Origin of the sequence: Usitatibacter rugosus (assembly GCF_013003965.1) — a bacterium.
GTDB classification, from domain to species: domain Bacteria; phylum Pseudomonadota; class Gammaproteobacteria; order Burkholderiales; family Usitatibacteraceae; genus Usitatibacter; species Usitatibacter rugosus.
In genome coordinates this window covers 3,847,963-3,863,941 of the sequence record NZ_CP053069.1, presented here as the reverse complement: position 1 = coordinate 3,863,941, position 15,979 = coordinate 3,847,963, and the positions used below count along the sequence as shown (strand labels likewise).

General features: G+C 68.0%; 23 protein-coding genes. 16 read left to right on the top strand and 7 right to left on the bottom strand.

The genetic code is table 11. The features are described 5' to 3' along the window. Window positions 1-39 precede the first annotated feature (39 nt). Window positions 40-507, top strand: coding sequence for a single-stranded DNA-binding protein (ssb, locus tag DSM104443_RS18215; protein WP_171094812.1), 468 nt, complete (start codon window positions 40-42; stop codon window positions 505-507). A 46-nt stretch (window positions 508-553) separates the two neighbouring features. Here the strand turns inward: ssb and DSM104443_RS18210 are convergent, their stop codons facing one another. The 4 genes from DSM104443_RS18210 to DSM104443_RS18195 all read right to left on the bottom strand — a co-directional run bounded on the left by DSM104443_RS18210 (window position 554) and on the right by DSM104443_RS18195 (window position 2,271). Next, on the bottom strand, window positions 554-943 hold the full coding sequence (locus DSM104443_RS18210) for a DUF3597 domain-containing protein (protein ID WP_171094810.1): 390 nt from the start codon (window positions 941-943) through the stop codon (window positions 554-556). A 69-nt stretch (window positions 944-1,012) separates the two neighbouring features. After that, window positions 1,013-1,402: a DUF1801 domain-containing protein gene (locus DSM104443_RS18205; RefSeq protein WP_171094808.1), complete on the bottom strand. Its 390-nt coding sequence runs from the start codon at window positions 1,400-1,402 to the stop codon at window positions 1,013-1,015. 18 nt (window positions 1,403-1,420) lie between these two features. Then, window positions 1,421-1,942, bottom strand: coding sequence for an SRPBCC family protein (locus DSM104443_RS18200; RefSeq protein ID WP_171094806.1), 522 nt, complete (start codon window positions 1,940-1,942; stop codon window positions 1,421-1,423). Further along, window positions 1,939-2,271, bottom strand: a complete 333-nt coding sequence (locus tag DSM104443_RS18195) for an ArsR/SmtB family transcription factor (RefSeq protein WP_171094804.1) — start codon at window positions 2,269-2,271, stop codon at window positions 1,939-1,941. The genes DSM104443_RS18200 and DSM104443_RS18195 overlap by 4 nt, the downstream gene beginning before the upstream one ends. Window positions 2,272-2,509: 238 nt before the next feature. On the opposite strand from DSM104443_RS18195, the gene htpX reads away from it, so the two are divergent. The 8 genes from htpX (at window position 2,510) to DSM104443_RS18155 (ending at window position 9,758) form a co-directional block, all read left to right on the top strand. Beyond that, window positions 2,510-3,382, top strand: a complete 873-nt coding sequence (htpX, locus tag DSM104443_RS18190; RefSeq protein ID WP_171094802.1) for a protease HtpX — start codon at window positions 2,510-2,512, stop codon at window positions 3,380-3,382. Window positions 3,383-3,446: 64 nt separating this feature from the next. Continuing rightward, window positions 3,447-4,604 carry an MFS transporter gene (locus DSM104443_RS18185; RefSeq protein WP_171094800.1) on the top strand — a complete coding sequence of 386 codons (1,158 nt, stop codon included), beginning with the start codon at window positions 3,447-3,449 and terminating at the stop codon, window positions 4,602-4,604. A gap of 55 nt (window positions 4,605-4,659) precedes the next feature. Continuing rightward, on the top strand, window positions 4,660-4,995 hold the full coding sequence (locus DSM104443_RS18180) for an FmdB family zinc ribbon protein (RefSeq protein ID WP_171094798.1): 336 nt from the start codon (window positions 4,660-4,662) through the stop codon (window positions 4,993-4,995). A gap of 13 nt (window positions 4,996-5,008) precedes the next feature. Then, complete coding sequence (locus DSM104443_RS18175) at window positions 5,009-5,671, top strand: DUF502 domain-containing protein (protein WP_171094796.1); 663 nt, start codon at window positions 5,009-5,011, stop codon at window positions 5,669-5,671. Between the two features lie 140 nt (window positions 5,672-5,811). Beyond that, window positions 5,812-7,578, top strand: coding sequence for an aspartate--tRNA ligase (gene aspS / locus DSM104443_RS18170; protein ID WP_171094794.1), 1,767 nt, complete (start codon window positions 5,812-5,814; stop codon window positions 7,576-7,578). Between the two features lie 61 nt (window positions 7,579-7,639). Beyond that, window positions 7,640-8,551 carry an isoaspartyl peptidase/L-asparaginase family protein gene (locus tag DSM104443_RS18165; RefSeq protein WP_171094792.1) on the top strand — a complete coding sequence of 304 codons (912 nt, stop codon included), beginning with the start codon at window positions 7,640-7,642 and terminating at the stop codon, window positions 8,549-8,551. Further along, window positions 8,548-9,006 carry a dihydroneopterin triphosphate diphosphatase gene (gene nudB / locus DSM104443_RS18160; RefSeq protein WP_171094790.1) on the top strand — a complete coding sequence of 153 codons (459 nt, stop codon included), beginning with the start codon at window positions 8,548-8,550 and terminating at the stop codon, window positions 9,004-9,006. Before DSM104443_RS18165 ends, nudB begins: the two co-directional genes overlap by 4 nt. Next, complete coding sequence (locus DSM104443_RS18155) at window positions 9,003-9,758, top strand: endonuclease/exonuclease/phosphatase family protein (RefSeq protein ID WP_171094787.1); 756 nt, start codon at window positions 9,003-9,005, stop codon at window positions 9,756-9,758. Before nudB ends, DSM104443_RS18155 begins: the two co-directional genes overlap by 4 nt. A gap of 10 nt (window positions 9,759-9,768) precedes the next feature. Here DSM104443_RS18155 and argB read toward each other — a convergent pair whose 3' ends face one another. Both argB and DSM104443_RS18145 read right to left on the bottom strand, forming a co-directional pair. Continuing rightward, the gene (gene argB / locus DSM104443_RS18150) at window positions 9,769-10,680 is read right to left on the bottom strand and encodes an acetylglutamate kinase (protein ID WP_171094785.1); all 912 of its coding nucleotides are present in this window, start codon (window positions 10,678-10,680) and stop codon (window positions 9,769-9,771) included. Between the two features lie 103 nt (window positions 10,681-10,783). Then, window positions 10,784-11,209: an Hsp20/alpha crystallin family protein gene (locus DSM104443_RS18145; protein ID WP_171094783.1), complete on the bottom strand. Its 426-nt coding sequence runs from the start codon at window positions 11,207-11,209 to the stop codon at window positions 10,784-10,786. A 116-nt stretch (window positions 11,210-11,325) separates the two neighbouring features. On the opposite strand from DSM104443_RS18145, the gene DSM104443_RS18140 reads away from it, so the two are divergent. Genes DSM104443_RS18140 through DSM104443_RS18110 form a run of 7 tightly spaced genes read left to right on the top strand, consistent with a single transcriptional unit; the run spans window position 11,326 to window position 15,096 of the window. Continuing rightward, window positions 11,326-11,934, top strand: coding sequence for a sigma-70 family RNA polymerase sigma factor (locus tag DSM104443_RS18140; RefSeq protein WP_212756784.1), 609 nt, complete (start codon window positions 11,326-11,328; stop codon window positions 11,932-11,934). Next, window positions 11,927-12,112 carry a zf-HC2 domain-containing protein gene (locus DSM104443_RS18135; protein WP_171094779.1) on the top strand — a complete coding sequence of 62 codons (186 nt, stop codon included), beginning with the start codon at window positions 11,927-11,929 and terminating at the stop codon, window positions 12,110-12,112. The genes DSM104443_RS18140 and DSM104443_RS18135 overlap by 8 nt, the downstream gene beginning before the upstream one ends. Before the next feature lie 41 nt (window positions 12,113-12,153). Further along, the gene (locus DSM104443_RS18130; RefSeq protein WP_171094778.1) at window positions 12,154-12,411 is read left to right on the top strand and encodes a BufA1 family periplasmic bufferin-type metallophore; all 258 of its coding nucleotides are present in this window, start codon (window positions 12,154-12,156) and stop codon (window positions 12,409-12,411) included. Window positions 12,412-12,442: 31 nt separating this feature from the next. Continuing rightward, on the top strand, window positions 12,443-12,757 hold the full coding sequence (locus DSM104443_RS18125) for a BufA1 family periplasmic bufferin-type metallophore (RefSeq protein WP_171094776.1): 315 nt from the start codon (window positions 12,443-12,445) through the stop codon (window positions 12,755-12,757). After that, entirely contained in the window at window positions 12,757-13,614 is an 858-nt protein-coding gene (gene bufB / locus DSM104443_RS18120) for an MNIO family bufferin maturase (protein WP_171094775.1), read from the top strand. Before DSM104443_RS18125 ends, bufB begins: the two co-directional genes overlap by 1 nt. 1 nt (window position 13,615) lies before the next feature. Then, window positions 13,616-14,380, top strand: a complete 765-nt coding sequence (locus DSM104443_RS18115; RefSeq protein ID WP_171094773.1) for an HvfC/BufC N-terminal domain-containing protein — start codon at window positions 13,616-13,618, stop codon at window positions 14,378-14,380. Beyond that, a complete protein-coding gene (locus tag DSM104443_RS18110) occupies window positions 14,377-15,096 on the top strand; it encodes a hypothetical protein (protein WP_171094771.1) in 720 nt (239 codons plus the stop codon). The genes DSM104443_RS18115 and DSM104443_RS18110 overlap by 4 nt, the downstream gene beginning before the upstream one ends. 4 nt (window positions 15,097-15,100) lie before the next feature. Here DSM104443_RS18110 and DSM104443_RS18105 read toward each other — a convergent pair whose 3' ends face one another. Continuing rightward, complete coding sequence (locus DSM104443_RS18105; protein ID WP_171094769.1) at window positions 15,101-15,943, bottom strand: DUF4440 domain-containing protein; 843 nt, start codon at window positions 15,941-15,943, stop codon at window positions 15,101-15,103. Window positions 15,944-15,979: the final 36 nt, after the last annotated feature.

The following is a 15,979-nucleotide window of genomic DNA, read 5'->3' as shown; positions in this document are numbered from 1 at the left end:
CGCTTTCGGCAACATTGAACAGGGCAAGGGAGAAGCAACATGGCATCGGTGAACAAGGTCATCCTCGTCGGCAACCTCGGCCGCGACCCCGAAACGCGCTACATGCCCGACGGCGGCGCGGTGACGAACGTCTCCATCGCCACGACGGAGTCGTGGAAGGACAAGGGCTCCGGCGAGAAGCAGGAGAAGACGGAATGGCACCGCGTGGCCTTCTTCGGCAAGTTGGCCGAGATCGCCGGCGAGTACCTGAAGAAGGGATCGCAGATCTACGTCGAAGGACGGCTGCAGACCCGCGAGTGGGAAAAGGACGGCGTGAAGCGCTACACCACCGAGATCATCGCCAACTCGATGCAGATGCTCGGCTCGCGCCAGGGCATGGGCGGCGGCGACCGCGGCGAATCCGGTGGCGGAGCGGAGCGCCCTGCGGGCGGCGCTGGCGCGGCCAAGCCGGCACCCTCGAAAGCCGGCGGAAAATTCGACGACTTCGAGGACGACATCCCGTTCTAGCTTGTCGCGTCCCCGTGGGTTCTTCCCACGGGGGATCCGCGGTTGTTCAGTCCCGCAGGCTCGCCGGGACCTTCCCGCCGTTCTTCGCCAGCTCGCGCATCACGGCCTTCTGCAAAGCGATGTTCTGCTCGGCCGTCCCCGGAGCGCCTGCGTTCACGTTCAGCTCCGTCGCGAGCTGCTTGCGGGCATCGAGGCTGGAATCGAGATCCAGCATCTTCAGCAGGTCGACGATCGACGTCTTGTAGTTGCCGCCGCCGCCCTTCTTCGCGGCCATCTGCGCGAGCACGGCTTCGACATCCACGTCGGAGAGCGGCGCGGCCGATGCGGGAGCGGCGGTCGGCGCGGCCGGGGGCATCGGCGCGGTGGTGGAGGATCCGGAGGTCGGAGCGGAGGAGTGCCCGCGCAGCTTGTCGAGGATCTTGCTGAAGAAGCTCATGGTGTTCTTTCGGTCGGAGGCAATCCCCTACGATGTGCCTTGCGACGCGATTTGGATGCCGGACGCTTCCTACGCAGGCTTCTTGCTGAGGTTCAGAGCGACTGCTTCGCGGACGAGGGCCTTCAGCGCGGCTTCGTCGATCTTCTCGCCTTCGCGGATGTCGATCGCGCGCCGCACGTTCCCCTCGAGGCTGGAGTTGAAGAGACCCGAAGGGTCCTCCAGCGCCGCGCCTTTGGCGAACGTCATCTTCACGACGCTCTTGTACGTCTCCCCGGTGCAGACGATGCCGCCGCGCGACCAGACGGGCGTTCCCCACTTCCACTCTTCAACGATCTGCGGTTCGGCCTTGAGGATGAGCGCGCGCACTTTCGCGAGCATCTTTCCGCGCCAGTCCGGGAGCCCGGCGATCTTCTCGTCGATGAAGGCCGATGCGTTTTCCGTCGGGATGGGTTTCTTCATGTCACGGCTCCCCGTTCGTCACCCGAACTGCTTCGCGTACTCGCCCTGCAGCCGCTGCCAGCCCTCGAACTTCGCGACCTCGGGGCCCACCATGCGTCCCATGGGCTCGCCCGCGAGGAGATGCTCGAGCACGTCGAAGCAGATGTGCCACCCGGCAGCGCCCCAAGAGATGTAGCGGCGATCGATGTTGTGCCAGAGCGTGAGCCGCGTGCCGCTGCCGGCCGCTTCGAGCTCCCAGCGCATGTCGTTGCCGCCCCAGCTGTACTCCAGCAGCCTCGGGGCTTCGGCGCGGGTCACGCGGCTTTCGGAAACCTGCGGCGTGCCGACCGTCGAGAGCGTGACGGGCCCGGCATTGCCGAGGTTCCGGTCGGCGTCGAAGGGCGCCCATTCGGAGAGCTGCGCGGGATCGGTGAGCGCCTCCCATACCATCGCCGGCGGATGGCGCAGGTCCCGCACGAGGACGAGCGTCCATTTGTCGCCGTCCTTGCGCACGTCGGCTCCGGCCGCGGGGCCGGGCATGTAGTTGCTGCGAGCGTTCATGGCTTCCTTCCTTTCCGGGGTTTCTGGGCCATCCGGTCGAGATGGCGTTCGAGCGCGTCCACGTGGGTCGTCCACAGGCGGCGGAAGTCCGCGAGCCACGCATCGACCTCCATGAGGGGCTCGGGGCGGATCCGGTAGACGCGGCGCTGGGCTTCGACGCGCGACTCCACGAAGCCGGCCTCGCGCAGCACGCGCAGGTGCTTGGAGACCGACGGCTGCGGCATCCGCAACTGTCGTTCGATGTCGCCGACCGACTGCTCCGACGCGGCCAGCAAGCCGAGGATGGCGCGGCGGTTCGGCTCCGCGATGATGGCGAACGAGGTCTCCATGGACCTATATATACCTGTAAAGGCATATTACCGTCAAGTAAAATGAAGCCGGTCGAGCCGCCCCTTTGCGAAGCGCCTGCAGGGGGTTCCGGACCCTCCGCATCGCGACAAGGAATAACGCCGCTTCCGCCCCGGCGTGGCAATATTCACGGCTTGAAACGCACCACCGCCACTACCATCTCACCGTGAGAGCGCGCCCGACCCGGGCGCCGTGACCGTCCCAAGGGGACCTGCGACCATGAAACGAATCGTGCTTTTCCTCCTGACCAACTTCGCCGTGATGCTGGTGTTGTCCATCTCCGTGCGCGTGCTGGGGCTGGACCGCTTCCTCACCGCCAACGGCCTGAACCTCGGGATGCTGCTGGCCTTCTCGATGCTCCTGGGCTTCGGGGGCTCGATCTTCTCGCTGCTGATCTCCAAGTGGATGGCCAAGTTCAGCACCGGCGCCCACGTGATCGAGACGCCGCAGACGGCCGACGAGCAATGGCTCGTGTCCACGGTGCGCCGCCACGCCGAGAAAGCCGGCATCGGCATGCCGGAAGTCGCGATCTACGAGGGCGAGCCCAATGCATTCGCCACCGGTGCCTTCCGCGATTCGTCGCTGGTCGCCGTCTCCACCGGCCTGCTGGGCTCGATGACGCGCGAGGAAGTCGACGCGGTGCTCGGCCACGAGATCGCGCACGTCGCCAACGGCGACATGGTCACGCTCACGCTGATCCAGGGCGTGGTGAACACGTTCGTGATCTTCTTCTCGCGCGTGGCCGGCTACCTGGTCGACAAGGTCGTCTTCAAGACCGAGCGCGGCGTGGGCCCCGGCTACTACATCACGTCGATCGTGTGCGAGATCGTCTTCGGCATCCTCGCGTCGATGATCGTCGCGTGGTTCTCGCGCTACCGCGAGTTCCGTGCGGATGCGGGCTCGGCCGCGCTGATGGGATCCCCGCGTCCGATGATCGCGGCGCTGCGCCGCCTGGGCGGCGTGGAGTCCGGAGAGCTCCCGAAGGCGATCAAGGCCTTCGGCATCACCGACCGTCCGGGCTGGATGGCGCTCTTCTCCAGCCACCCGCCGATCGAAGCGCGCATCGCCGCGCTGGAGGGCGGCAAGGGCTAGCTCGCCGTCGCGGTATAATTCCGAAACGCCGCAGCCTTTCGCTGCGGCGTTTTTCTTTTCGGAAATGCCGCTCGCTGCGCTGATCGTCATCACCATCCTTGCCCACTCCGCCTTCAACGGCAGCCGGGTGACGATCTCGCTGTACGCGCTTTCGCTGGGCGCCTCGCCGCTCACCGTCGGCTTCTTCATCTCGCTCTATTCCGCGCTGCCGATGTTCCTGGGCGTCGCCGCGGGCCGCATGATCGACCGCGTCGGCATGCGCCGCCCGTTGCTCGTCTCCACGACGGTGCTGGTGTGCGCCGTGGCGCTCCCGGGCCTCGTGCCGACGCTCTATCCGCTCTATGTCGCGGCCGCGTGCATCGGCACTTCGTTCATGGTCTTCCACATCGCCGTGCAGCACATGGTGGGCGAGACCAGCACCGACGAGAATCGCCGCAACAACTTCGGCTGGCTCGCGCTGGGCTTCGCGACCTCCAACTTCATCGGGCCGGTGCTCTCGGGCTTCTCGATCGATCTGCTCGGCCATCGCGAGACGTTCCTGATCCTCGCTTCCCTCGCGGCGACCTCGCTCTTCCTCGTCTACCGCTGGCGCAACCAGCTTCGCCACACCGTGCACGACAAGCCCCCGGCCGCGCACGGCGGGGCCATCGAGCTGCTGCGCATCGCGGAGCTGCGCCGCGTGTTCATCTGCACCGGCCTGCTCGCCTCGGCGTGGGATCTCTTCGTCTTCGCCATGCCCATCTACGGGACGTCGATCGGGCTCTCGGCCTCCACGATCGGGCTCATCCTCGGCAGCTTCGCGGTGGCCACCTTCATCGTTCGCCTCGCGTTGCCATGGCTCACGCGGCACATCCGCGAGTGGACGATGATCACGCTCACGTTCGGCGTGGCGCTCCTGGCCTACACGATCTTTCCGTTCGTGAGCAGCGTCATGCTGCTCGCGGCCATCGCCTTCCTGCTGGGCCTGGGCCTGGGCGCGACGCAGCCCTCGGTGATGTCGCTCATGTACACGACGGCGCCGGAAGGGCGGGCCGGCGAGGCGATGGGCGTGCGCTCGACGGTCCTCAACGTGAGCCACACGTTCCTGCCGCTGCTGTTCGGCGGCGCGGGCTCGGCGCTGGGCATGGGACCGGTGTTCTGGACCATGGCGGGCCTGCTGGCGGTGGGCGGCAAGATCGCCGACCGGCGGCGGCGCGAGGTGTCCGCGCAAGGTTCGGGCTAGGATGCCGTAAGTGCTTCTGTTACAATCATTTTTTGAGTTTTTCGGAGCGCGCACCATGCCCATCTACGAGTATCGATGCTCGGGTTGCGGCCACCAGCAGGAATACATCCAGAAAGTGAACGATCCCCAGCACACCCAGTGTCCGGCGTGCGGCAAGGAGACGTTCTCGAAGATGCTGTCGGCGGCCGGGTTCCAGCTGAAGGGCAGTGGCTGGTACGCCACGGATTTCAAGGGCTCGGGCAGCAAGCCCGCGTCGAAGCCTGCCGACGCCAAGCCGGGCGACTCGAAGCCCGCGGAGTCGAAGCCCGCGGAGTCGAAATCCACGGAATCGAAATCCGAATCGAAAGCCGAGTCCAAGCCCGCCAGCTCCACCGGCACCTCCGGTAGCTGACCGCGCGATGGGCATGGCAACACTCAGGCGGTACTTCATCGCCGGCCTCCTGGTCTGGATCCCGCTCGGCATCACGCTGTGGGTGCTGAAGCTGCTGGTCGACGTGATGGACCAGTCGTTGCTGCTCGTGCCCGACACGTACCAGACCGAGGCGGTGCTGGGCTTCCACGTGCCCGGCCTCGGCATCATCCTCACCCTCGCGATCCTGCTCGTCACCGGGGCGCTCGCCGCCAACTTCTTCGGCCGGAAGCTCCTGCTGCTCGGCGATTCGCTCGTCGGCCGCATTCCCATCGTCCGCTCGATCTACGGTGGCGTGAAGCAGATCAGCGACACGCTCTTCTCCGCGGAGGGCCAGGCGTTCCGCCGTGCCGTGCTCGTGCGCTATCCGCACCAGGGCGCGTGGACGGTGGCGCTCGTCACCGGCTCGCCGCGGCACGAGGTCACCGACCATGTGGGACACGAGCACATCTCGGTCTTCGTGCCGACCACGCCCAACATCACCGCGGGATTCTTCCTCATGGTCCCGCGCAACCAGGCCATCGAGCTCGAGATGAGCGTCGACGATGCGCTGAAGTACATCATCTCCATGGGCGTGGCCGAGCCGCCGCGCCGCCACCGGCCCGAGGGTCTGCGCCCCGGGACCGACCCCGATCCCACGCCGTCGCCGAAAACGTAGGCGACGGCGCGACAGGATCGCAACGCGAGTAAAACCGCCGTCCCCGTGGAGCCCGCCCCCGGGCGCCTTCATCGGGGGACGGGGACCCAGTCGAAAAGATCAACCCTGGATTCCCGCCTGCGCGGGAATGACGAGAGATTATGAGAACCGAATACTGTGGCCTGACCGACACCCGCTTCCTGGGCCAGACCGTGACGCTCTACGGCTGGGCCCATCGCCGCCGCGACCATGGCGGCGTGATCTTCATCGACCTTCGCGACCGCGAGGGCCTGGTGCAGGTCGTTTGCGATCCCGACCGCAAGGAGACCTTCGCCGCCGCCGACTCCGTGCGCAACGAGTTCGTCCTGCGCGTGACGGGCCTCGTGCGCCGCCGCCCCGAGGGCACCGTGAACACGGACCTGAAGAGCGGCGAGATCGAGGTGCTCGCGCACGAGATCGAGGTGCTGAATCCCTCGGTGACGCCGCCCTTCATGATGGACGACGAGCAGATCTCGGAAGAGGTGCGCCTCAAGCACCGCTACCTCGACCTGCGCCGCCCCGCCATGCAGCGCATCCTGCGCATGCGCCACAAGACCTCGAGGGCCGTGCGCGAGTACCTGGACGACAACGGCTTCATCGACGTCGAGACGCCGGTGCTCTACAAGAGCACGCCCGAGGGCGCGCGCGAGTTCCTCGTGCCCTCGCGCATCCACGACGGCCAGTTCTACGCGCTGCCGCAGTCGCCGCAGCTCTTCAAGCAGATCCTCATGGTCGCGGGCTACGACCGCTACTACCAGATCGTGAAGTGCTTCCGCGACGAGGACCTTCGCGCCGATCGCCAGCCCGAGTTCACGCAGATCGACATCGAGACGTCGTTCCTCTCCGAGCGCGAGATCCAGGACATCATGGAAGGCCTCATCCGCCACGTGTGGAAGCGCGTGCTCGACGTGGACCTCCCGCCGTTCCCGCGCCTCACGTACGCCGAGGCCACCTCGAAGTACGGCAGCGACAAGCCGGACCTGCGCGTGAAGCTCGAGTTGACCGAGCTCACCGATGTCGTGAAGGACGCCGGCTTCAAGGTGTTCAAGTCCGCGGCCGAGCTGAAGGATGGCCGCGTCGCGGCGCTGCGCGTTCCCGGCGGCAACGAGCAGTTCACGCGGAAGGAACTGGACGACCTGGCGCCCTTCGTCGCCATCTACGGCGCCAAGGGCCTCGCCTACATTCGCGTGAACGATCCCACGAAGCTGAACGAGGAAGGCCTGCAGTCGCCGATCGTGAAGTTCCTGTCGCCGGAGATCCTCGGCAAGATCATCGAGCGTACCGGCGCCAAGGCGGGCGACGTGCTCTTCTTCGGCGCGGACCGCCGCAAGGTCGTGAACGACGCGATGGGCGCGCTTCGCGCGAAGGTCGGCCACGAGAAGGGCCATGCCGAGAAGGCGTGGCGTCCTTGCTGGGTGCTCGACTTCCCCGCGTTCGAATACGACGAGGAGAGCAAGCGCTGGGCGGCCGCGCACCATCCCTTCACGTCGCCGAAGGACGAGCACGTGCAGTTCCTCGACAGCGATCCGTCGAAGGTCCTCGCGAAGGCCTACGACATCGCGCTGAACGGCTGGGAGCTGGGCGGCGGATCGGTGCGGATCCACCGCGCCGAGATCCAGGCGAAGCAGTTCGCGACGCTGGGCATCGGGGCGGAGGAGCAGCGCGCGAAGTTCGGCTGGCTCCTCGATGCGCTCGCGTTCGGCGCTCCGCCCCACGGCGGCATCGCGTTCGGCCTCGACCGCATGGTGGCGATGCTCGCGGGCGTGGACCAGATCCGCGACGTGATGGCCTTCCCGAAGACGCAGCGCGGGCAGGACCTCATGGTCGAGACGCCGACGCCGGTGACGGAGAAGCAGCTTCGCGAGCTTCACATCAGGCTGCGCAATTAAGGCAAAGGCGCCCTCCGCAGATGAACGCAGATAAACGCAGATGACCGCGCGAAATATTGGATTGATTGCACACGGCGGCGCAGGGAAGTGGCGCCCCGGCTCCGACGACGATGCGGTGAACGGCATGCGTGCCGCGGTGGAGAAGGGTCGCGAGATCCTCCTCGCCGGCGGCACGGCCGTGGATGCGGTGTGTGCCACCGTCGTCACGCTCGAGGACAATCCGATCTTCAACGCGGGCACGGGAGCGGTGCTGAATATCGACGGCTTCTGCGAGCTCGATGCGAGCGTGATGGCGAGCGAGGGGGCGCGCATCGGCGCCGTGGCGGCGCTGCAGCGCGTGAAGAATCCCATCCTGGTCGCGCGGAAGGTGATGGAAGAAACCGATCACGTGATGCTCGCGGGCGAGGGCGCGCAGCGCTTCGCGCGCGTGATGGGCTTCGGCGACCACGATCCCGTCACGCCCGCCCGCCACGCCGACTGGAAGGACAAGCGCGGCCGCGTGGACGAGGTGCTCGGCGCCAGTGCGCTCAAGATGCGCAAGTTCGTGAAGGACCATCCCGAGTACGCGGGTGGCACCGTCGGCGCGGCGGCCGTGGATGCGCAGGGCCATCTGGCGGCGGCGACTTCCACGGGAGGCGTCACGCTGAAGCTCGTCGGCCGCGTCGGGGATTCGCCCCTCGCAGGTGCCGGCAACTACGCATGCGAGCGCATGGCCGCCTCGGCCACCGGCACCGGGGAGTTCGTGATGCGCCTGCTGGCCGCACGCGCGGTTGCGGAGGGCGTGGAGCATGGGGCCACCCTTGAAGCGGCCCTGGAGGCCGTCCTGGGCCGCCTGGGAAGCCAGTTCGACGCCGACGTGGGGATCATCGCGATCGACCGCGAAGGCCGCCCCGTCGCCCGCCACCGTACGCCCGCGATGCCGCATGCCTATTTCAGCGGCAACATGCCGGTGGCCTCGAAAATGCGGGTGTGAGCGGAACGGCCCCCAAGATTCCCGTGTCCACACTGGTCGTGATCCACGATCCAGACCTCAACGTGCTGTTGCTGGAACGCGCCGACCGCCCCGGTTTCTGGCAGTCGGTCACCGGCAGCCAGGACCCGGGCGAGACGCTCGAGCAGACCGCGGTGCGGGAGGTGATGGAGGAAACGGGGCTGGATGCCCGTTCCCACCGTCTCGTGGACTGGAACCTGAGCAACATCTACGAGATCTATCCGATATGGCGCCACCGCTACGCCCCGGGAACGACCCACAACACCGAGCACGTCTTCGGGCTGACGGTGACAGCGCGTTCGCCGGTGCGCCTGGCCCCGCAGGAGCACCTCGCCTCGATGTGGCTCCCGTGGCAAGAGGCCGCGGCCAAGGTGTTCTCCCCGACCAACCGGCACGCGATCGAGATGCTGCCGCAGCGCCTTGGGATGCGCCCATGAGCAATCCGCGCGACCTTCGCGTCGTCACCTACAACATCCACAAGGGCTTCTCGCAGTTCAACCAGCGCCTCGTGTTGCACGACATCCGCGAGCATCTCGCGAGGGTCGGCGCCGACGTCGCGTTCCTGCAGGAGGTCGTCGGCGAGGATCGCGGCCAGGCGCTTCGCCACCGCGAGAGGTGGCCGGCCGGAGGCCAGCACGCGTACCTCTGCCACCAGGACAGCCACCATGCCTACGGCATGAACGCGGTGCACCAGCAGGGCCACTACGGCAATGCGATCGTGAGCCGCTATCCCATCTCGTCCTGGGAGAACCTGGACATCTCGCACCACCGGCTCGAGAACCGCGGCCTGCTGCACACGGAGATCGCGGTGCCCGGCTGGTCGGAGAAGCTGCACTGCATCAACGTCCACCTGGGGCTCTTCGCGCGCAGCCGCCGCTTCCAGCTCGAATGGCTGTGCGAGCGCATCCACGAGGCCGTTCCCGATGGCGAGCCGCTGGTGGTCGCGGGCGACTTCAACGATTGGCAGCGGAAGGCGAGCGCGGTGCTCAGCCGCGAGCTGGGCCTCTTCGAGGCCTTCGAGCGCCACGAGGGATCGCACGCGCGGAGCTTCCCGGCGCGCATGCCGATGCTGCACCTGGACCGGATCTACGTGCGCGGCATGGGCGTCGAAGCCGTGGCGAAGCTGGTGGGCTCGCCCTGGGCCAAGCTCTCCGACCACGTGGCGCTCACCGCCACGCTGCGCCGCTAGGGAGCGTTCGCTAGCGCTCGCCCTGGCCGCGGTTCGCCGAGGCGCCGCGGATGAGGGTGCCCACGCCCTCGCTGGTCAGCACTTCGAGCAGCAGCGCGTGCGACACGCGCCCGTCGATGATGTGCGCGGTCTTCACGCCGTTCTTCACCGCGTCCAGCGCGCATTCCACCTTGGGCAGCATGCCGCCCGAGATCGTGCCGTCGTCGATCATCTCGTTCACCTTCTTCGAGGTGAGCCCGGTGACGATCTTGCCTTCCTTGTCGAGCACGCCCGTCGTGTTGGTGAGCAGGATCAGCTTCTCGGCTTGCAGGGTGACGGCGAGCTTGCCCGCGGCCACGTCGGCGTTGATGTTGAACGCCGTGCCGTGCTCGTCGCTGCCGATGGGCGCGATCACGGGGATGAAGTCGCGCGAGTCGAGCAAATGGATGATCTCGGGGTCGATCCGCACCACCTCGCCCACGAGGCCCACGTCGATCTTCTTCTTCTTGTCTTCCTTGCTCGCGACCTTCAGCTTGCGCGCGTGGATGAAGTGGCCGTCCTTGCCCGTGAGGCCCACGGCCTTGCCGCCGGCCTTGTTGATGAGCGTGACGATCTCCTGGTTGATGAGGCCGCCCAGCACCATCTCCACGACGTCGAGGGTCTCCTCGTCCGTCACGCGCATGCCCTGGATGAATTCGCTCTGCTTGCCGAGCTTCTGCAGCAGGGCGCCGATCTGCGGCCCCGCGCCGTGCACCACGACGGGGTTCATGCCGATCAGCTTCAGCAGCACCACGTCCTCGGCGAAGTCTTCCTGCAGCGCGATGTCGGTCATCGCGTTGCCGCCGTACTTGATGACGATGGTGCGGTCGTAGAACTTCTGGATGTACGGGAGGGCCTCGACGAGGACCTCGGCCTTCTGGGCGGACGACAGCTTGGGGGGCATGGGGCGCGGACGTGGGAGAGGGTCGCGCTATTGTAGGAAATAAATGGGGTCAGACTCCAATTAAGTTCATCGGAGCCCGACCCCAGGTTTTCCTGCCCTGTTGTTACTGAACCGTCAGCTTGCGGCCAGCAGTGGCAGCCTTCTTCGGGAGGGCCAGCTCGAGGACGCCGTTCTCGAACTTGGCGACGGCCTTCGACTCGTCGACTTCCTGCGGCAGCGCGAAGCGGCGGGCCACCTTGCCGAAGTAGCGCTCGGTGCGCAGCCACTTGTCGCCTTCGTTCTGCTCGGGGTCGCGCTTGGTTTCGGCGGAGATCGTGACCTCGTTGCCTTCGATCTCGACGTGGATCTCGTCCTTCTTCACCCCGGGCAGCTCGGCGGCGACCGTGTAGGCCTCGCCCGTCTCGCGGACATCGAAGCGGATCGGCGCGGGCTCGTCGCGCTGGGCGGGTGCGTAGCCGGCGCGGAAGACGTCGTTGAAGAGGCCGTCCAGCGTGTTCACCAGCGGCTCGTAGCGGATCAGGTGCGGCATGTTTTCCTCCAGTCGGAAAGGGTTCGGATATGGAAGAGACGTAGGGCCGGCACCGGGCCTTTCAAGGGGGCGATCGAGGATCGCCGCGCCCGGAATGCTAAGATTTGGCGTCGTTCGTGACCTTCGCGCCACCCTCCGCCATGCCCGACCCGCGCTTCGCGGAAATCGAGGGCCATCGGCCCTACCTGATGCGCTACGCCCTGGCCCAGCTCCGCGATGCCCAGCTCGCGGAAGAGGCGGTCCAGGAGGCGCTGGTGGCCGCGCTGGAGAGCCTCGCCAGCTTCGGCGGCAAATCCACGCTGCGCACCTGGCTCACCTCGATCCTGCGCTTCAAGGTGATCGACCTGCAGCGCCGGGCGATCTCCGACCGCGCCCACCTCGAGCCGACCGATTTCTCCGACGAGGCCGGCGACGATTCCTGGCTCGACGATCTCTTCGCGCCCGACGGACACTGGCGCACGCCGCTGCAGACCTGGAGCAACCCCGAGGCCGCCTTCGAGCAGCGCCGCTTCTGGGAGGTCTTCGAGCGCTGCCTCGACAAGCTGCCTCCCGCGGGCGGGCGCGTGTTCTTCAAGCGCGAGGTGCTGGGCGAGGAGACCGACGTCATCTGCAAGGCCGAGAGCATCACGCCGTCCAACTGCTGGGTGATCCTGCATCGGGCCCGGCTCGGCCTGCGCGAGTGCCTCGAGAAGAACTGGTTCGGAAAGGACGGCGGCGGTGGCTGAAGACCTGAACTGTCGCGAAGCCGTGCGCCTGATGTCGCTGGCCCTCGAACGGTCGCTTTCGCCCGACGAGTCCACGGCGCTCGACGTCCACCTGGCCGAATGCCTCGACTGCACGAATTTCCAGGTCCAGGTGCGGTTCATCCACCGCGCCGCCGGCCGTTTCCGCGGGGATGCATGACGCATCCGCCCGCCGCAGAATCCCGTATCCAAGGAGGCATCATGAGCACCCGCAAAGCGTTGTTGCAGTCGGCCCTCGCAGGACTCGTCGCCCTCGGCCTTGCCCAGGATGGCGCGGCCCAGTCGAAGGACGAGAAGGAGAAGTGCTACGGCATCGCCAAGGCGGGCCAGAACGACTGCGGCACCGCCCAGCACACCTGCGCCGGGAAGTCGAAGAAGGACAACGCGCCGGACGAGTGGAAGTACGTGGCCAAGGGCACGTGCGCGAAGCTCGGCGGCAAGACGAATCCCGGCAAGTAACCCACCTGACCGAACAATTGGAGACTCCCGCATGAAGACCCCCACGAAATTCGCGACCGCCGCGATCGCCGGCCTGCTGGGCCTCGGCCTGTCCGCCGTCGCCGCCGACCACCCCGCCACGCCGAAGGACAGCGAGAAGTGCTACGGCGTCGCGAAGAAGGGCAAGAACGACTGCGGCACCGCGAAGCACGCCTGCGGCGGCGAAGCCAAGGCCGACAACCTGCCCGACGAGTGGAAGTACATGGCGAAGGGCACCTGCGAGAAGGCGGGCGGCAAGCTCACCGCGACCGCCGGCGACGCGAAGAAGGCGCCGGCCGAGAAGCCGTACACGGGCTCGCCCGGCTGATGCCCGTACCGCGCGCACCCGAGGCGGGCTACGCCGGCATCGGGCTGCGCGCTCCGCACTACGAGGCGCTGGCGCGAACCACGCCGCGCCTCTCGTTCCTCGAAGTCCACTCCGAGAATTTCTTCGGCGACGGCGGCCCCCCGCTCGCGTGGCTCGAGCGCTTCCGTGCCGACTATCCGTTGAGCCTGCACGGCGTAGGCCTCTCGCTCGGCACCGCGGGTCCACTGGACGAGACGCACCTCGCGAAGCTCTGCGCGCTCGTGGAGCGCTTCGAGCCCGCGCTGGTCTCCGAGCATCTCTGCTGGGGCAGCATCGGTGGACGCTTCGCCAACGACCTGCTGCCGCTGCCGTACACGCGCGAGGCGCTCGCGAATGTCGTGGCCCAGGTCGAGCGCGTCCAGGAGCGGCTCGGACAGCGCATCCTCGTCGAGAACGTGTCGTCCTACCTCGAGTTCGAGGCTTCGACGATTCCCGAAGGGGAGTTCCTGGCCGAGGTCTCGCGCGCTTCGGGCTGCGGCGTCCTGCTCGACGTGAACAACATCTACGTGAATGCGATGAACCACGGCTTCGACGCGATCGCCTACCTCGACGCGATCCCGGCCGATGCGGTGGGGGAGATCCACCTCGCCGGCTACGACGCGAGCGAGGGCTTGCTGATCGACACGCACGGCGCCCGCGTCTCCTCCGAGGTGTGGGCCCTGTATACCGTCGCCCTCGACCGCCTCGGTCCGCGCCCGACGCTGATCGAATGGGACACGGACATCCCGGAGCTGGAGGTGCTGCTCGCGGAAGCCGATCGCGCCACGCAGCTGCTGGGTCGCGCGCGTGCACCGCGCGGCGTCCCCGCGACGGCCTGACATGGACGCGCTCGCCAAGCTGCAGGCGGACTTCCTCGATGCGGTCGTCGACCCCGTGAACGCCGGACGTTCGCCCGCGTTACGCGCCGGGCGCGTCGGCTCGGCCGAGCGCCTCGCGATCTATCGCCGGAACCTCCATTCGAACTGGCGAGCGGCGCTCGCGGACACGCATCCCGTCGTCGAGCGCCTCGTGGGCCCCGCGTTCTTCGGCGAGGCGGCCCGCCGCTATGCGCTCGCCCATCCTTCGTCGAGTGGTGATCTCAACAACTTCGGCGCGGGCTTTGCCGCGTTCCTTGGCGAATACGAACATGCGCGCGAGCTGCCGTACCTCGCCGATGTCGCGCGGCTCGAGTGGGCCTGGCACGAGTGCTTCCATGCCGCGGATGCGCCCGCGCTCGATCTCGCGGCGCTGGCCGGCGTTGCGCCCGAGCGCCATGGCGAGATCCGCTTCACGCTGCATCCGGCGTTGCGCCTCGTCGAGTCCGCGCATCCGATCCTCTCGATCTGGGCGGCGAACCAGCCGGAGCGCGACGGCACGCCCGAGCGGCTCGAGGGCGCGGATCGCGTGCTCGTCCATCGACCGCGGCTCGACGTGGAGGTCTCTCTCCTCGATGCGCGGGACTTCGCACTCCTCCAGGCCCTCGGTGCGGGCCAGTCCTTCGAGGAAGCGGCGGAGCGCGCGGGCTACGACGACGCGGCATCGCTCCTCGGGGCGCTGCAGCGCTTCGCGGCCGACCGGGTCCTCGTCGGCTTCGCGCTTCGATGAAGGCGGGCGCGCCCGCGCTCGCCAACGCGGCCTCGCGCCAGCCGATGCTCGCCGAACGCGCGGCGCGCTTGCACGCGCAGGTCGCGCGCGGCGTTTTCGCATCGCGGGCCCAGCGGGCCCTCGCGGCGACGCTCGTCGAGTTCGATGCCGGCCTGAAGGACCTCCTCGCGGCCGCGCCGTCCGCGGAGGTCCGCGAGACCTACCGCATGCTCCAGCTCCTGTGGCAGGACTACCGGCCGCACGTCGCGCGCACTGCGCTCGGAGAAGCCCCCGAGAAGCTGGGCGAGCGCAGCGAGGAGGTCGTGTGGATCGCGGCCAAGGGAGCGCGGCTATTGCGCGATCCGGCCGCCGACGCGCAGACGGCGCGCGTTCGCCTCGCAGGCGAGGCGCGCTTCCAGTCGCAGCGCATCGCCCGCATCCATTTCTTCACCGCCTGGATCGCCCGCAGCGACAAGCGCGAGGCGGAGCTCGCCACCGCGAGCCGCGACTTCCGCCGCGCGCTCGATGCATTGCTCGCGGCACCCGCGGACGCCAGCGGCGCCGCCGCGGAGCTGCAGCTCGCGGAAAACCAGTCGGGGTTCCTGGCGCAGGCGGGGCGCGACCTCAAGTCGGCGCGCGATTCCGTGCCCGGCCTCGAAGCCGTGGCGAAGACCTGCGACAACATCCTCGAGGTGATGGACCGCGTGGCCGCGCTCTACGAGAGCGTGCCCGCGTGAAGCGTCATCTCGCCGGGGTCGCCACGTCCATCGCCACACGCCAGCGCCCATCCTCGTTGCGCCAGACGCGCAGGTAGTAGCCGAGGACCTTCGCCGGGTCCGAAACCGCGGCGTAGCTTCCGATCGCATAGCCGAGATCGCCGGACTTCGCGACGGCACTTCGCTCCACGGTCCACGCGAGCTTGTCGCCGGTCATCCCGGACGATGCCTTCGCGGCCACGAGACCCACGGCGGGCCCGCCCTCGTCGCGATAGAAGCGCAGGCGATCCGAGGCGAGGCTGCCGTAGGCGCCGCGCATTCCGCCCGCGGCCGACTGGCGCGCGAACGAGGCCTCCGCTTCGAGCAGCGCCGCGCCGTCGAGCGCTCCGCGCGCGCCCTGGACAAACCCGGCCTGCAGCGGCAGGTCCCAGAACATCGGCGTCGCGTTGCCGATGCCCAGGTCGATGACCACCTTCCACGGTCCGCCTGCCTCGCGCCGCCAGATCGAAACGTATTGGCCGTAATTGGCGACGTCGGGCTTGGCGTTGGCGATGAGCTTCGTGGGGCCGGTCGAGAGGCCGAGCTCGCTCGAGGCAGCGACCTCCACGTACTGCGGCCGCCAGTCGAGGACGATCGGCGGATTGGGGCGCGTCGCGAGGAACTCGTTGCTGCGCACCCAGCCGGGCTGGCGCGGCGTCATGCCGTCGTCGGCGAAGTTCGCGATGAAGGCGGGCCGCATGTTCTCGCGCATCGAGTGGGCGGCGAAGGCGGTCTCGGCGGCGGCGAGCGAGGCGGGAACGTCCATGGCGGGCGGCGTCGCGGCGCAACCGGCGAGCGCCGCGGCGAACAGGGCGGGAAGGGTTTTCATGGCGCGGATTCTGCGCGCGCGCCCGCGAGCCTGTGT